At 37.6% G+C, this 2,199-nt stretch carries 2 protein-coding genes; one reads left to right on the top strand and one right to left on the bottom strand.

Annotated features, from left to right (window positions below; all coding sequences use genetic code 11):
• Positions 1–180: hypothetical protein (locus tag WBM49_RS03200; RefSeq protein ID WP_424370621.1), on the top strand; the 180-nt coding region annotated here is incomplete at its 5' end.
• Positions 181–387: 207 nt separating this feature from the next.
• Here WBM49_RS03200 and WBM49_RS03205 read toward each other — a convergent pair.
• Complete coding sequence (locus WBM49_RS03205) at positions 388–1,929, bottom strand: amidohydrolase family protein (protein WP_424370622.1); 1,542 nt, start codon at positions 1,927–1,929, stop codon at positions 388–390.
• Positions 1,930–2,199: the final 270 nt, after the last annotated feature.

Genomic DNA, 2,199 nt, shown 5'->3' on the forward strand with positions numbered 1-2,199 from the left:
CATAAAGGGGGCATGACTTTTATCTGGGCCTTATTTGTGGAACGCAGGAAGCCCTTGGTTGATGTGAAAGGGAAACAGCAAGCAGGAAGATTCTGTAAGCCAATTACCAATGCAGCTAAGGGTGACGGATCAGTCCATATTAGTGAGGAAGGTTTTGTAATGGAACTGGAACTGGAGTGAAGGGACTGACAAGTTCAAGTGTCCTAGGTCAACCATGAAAATGGGATGAACCGTTGGAAACTGTAACCTGGAATGGTTACATGAACTTGAAGAGCCGTATGATGGGAGACTATCACAGCCTGTCCCGAGCTATCGGGATACGATTCTGTGAGAGGGGCGAGGCGAAATTCCTCGCTCCTACTCTACTGTGTGTAGTTATTTTACGTGTCAATTCGATAAATATTCTTCAACACTAATTTTTCTGCTTTGATTATTCGCATCTCTTATCAATTTCAAGATTTCATCTAGTTCGCTTCTGTCTAAATACTTACCTCTGACCACTACTGCGTTAATGTTTCGAGTATTTCCTATGTTGTCCAACGGATTACCATTTAAAATAACCAGATCTGCTGTTCTTCCTTCTGCCATTATCCCAGCATTGCTTCCAAGCCATTCGGCGGCGTTTTTAGTCGCGGTATCTAATACATATTTGTTATTTAGACCTAAATCAGCAAGATGCTCTAATTCGTCATGCAGTGAAAACCCAGCAACAATACCGGGGTTTCCTGCATCAGTTCCTGCTGTAAGATTCACGCCATTACGGGCAAAAGCAAGCGTCATTTTATTTACGGCTTCGATATAGGTATCCCAATATATTTTAGCTTTCCTAATTCCTTCCGTATCGGTATTATTTGGGTCTTCATATCTATTGCTTCCAGGTAACCAGCCCGGATTGAATACAGACCCTTCCAAAATACCAGGATTTACATATTCAATCTCCATAGATTTAAGATAGCTCCTTAAATCCAAATCTTGCTTTTTTGCTCGTGGATAAACATTTACAGTAGTGGAAATCGTTATATTTTTTTCTTTAATTCTTTTAGCAATACTATCCGCATTTTCTATTAAAAAGGAAAGGTATGCTTCGGTATTGTCATAGAATATTTTAGAACGACCACCGAATTCTCGTTCCATAGCTTTGGTGATTTCTTCGACATGTGCAACTTGAGATTGATTAGAGTCAAATAAATCCTCAAGGGTTACGGCAGGTGTCAGGTGGCCAATCATTGGGATATTATATTCTTTAGAGGCTCGAGAAACTGCAAAGTAGTTATCTTTATCTAAGCTATAAGCTTTTAGTGCATCATATCCCATTGACTTGAATTCAGCAACGGTTTTTTTGGTCTTTATGGTATCGTTGAAAACAGGAATTGGACCCAGTGAACCGTATATTTTACTTCTAAAGTCTTTTGCACTATTCATTGGCCCAGCGGCCACATAAAGTTGAGGCAATAAGGAACCATTTTTTGCTTCATCTCGCCATTCAAGATAAAGTCCTCGCCACGAACTCATTGTAGCAACATGGGTTATACCATTAGCGAGGAAAAGTAAGAGGTCGTTTTTACTTTTATAGGGGTGAATATGAGAGTCAATTAAACCTGGAATCAAATACTTACCCTGGCCATCAATAATGGTGTAATCATTTGGAATACTTTTGGCTTTGCCAATATATTCAATAATTTCATTGTTAACTAGTATTGTTTGATTTGGAAGTATAGAATCGTTATTAGCCGAGAGCACTCCGATATTTTTTATTGCGATTTTCCCAAATTGAGTCTTAAAATTAGACCCATCAACAACTACAGTGTTCTCACCTGAAAGTTGTTTTTCTTCAGATTTAACATACCACAATACCGTAATCGTCAAGAGTGCAATTACAATAAAGGCTGTACCAAAAAACCATTTTAGAAAGGTCAAAACTTTTTTCATAATTAAATTCTGCAGTTAATTTTTTAATTACACACAACGGTTTTGTGTATGATTTCGTTGCGTGTTTCAGCACTAAAGTTAGCAAATAAATCACAGATAGAAAGTCCGCTAGGACTTTCGTAAGTAGGCTATAACTAGCAATGAATTATACACGTTGTTACCTGCTGTGCTTTACTAAATTAATATTCCGTTATTGGTGCAATCATTTTTATTATTGTTGGTTCAGATTTCTTTTCATTTTTTGATTGTTCATAATTGCTTGTTTCTTTG

The organism is Muriicola sp. (assembly GCF_049669965.1).
Taxonomy (GTDB): Bacteria; Bacteroidota; Bacteroidia; order Flavobacteriales; family Flavobacteriaceae; genus Muriicola.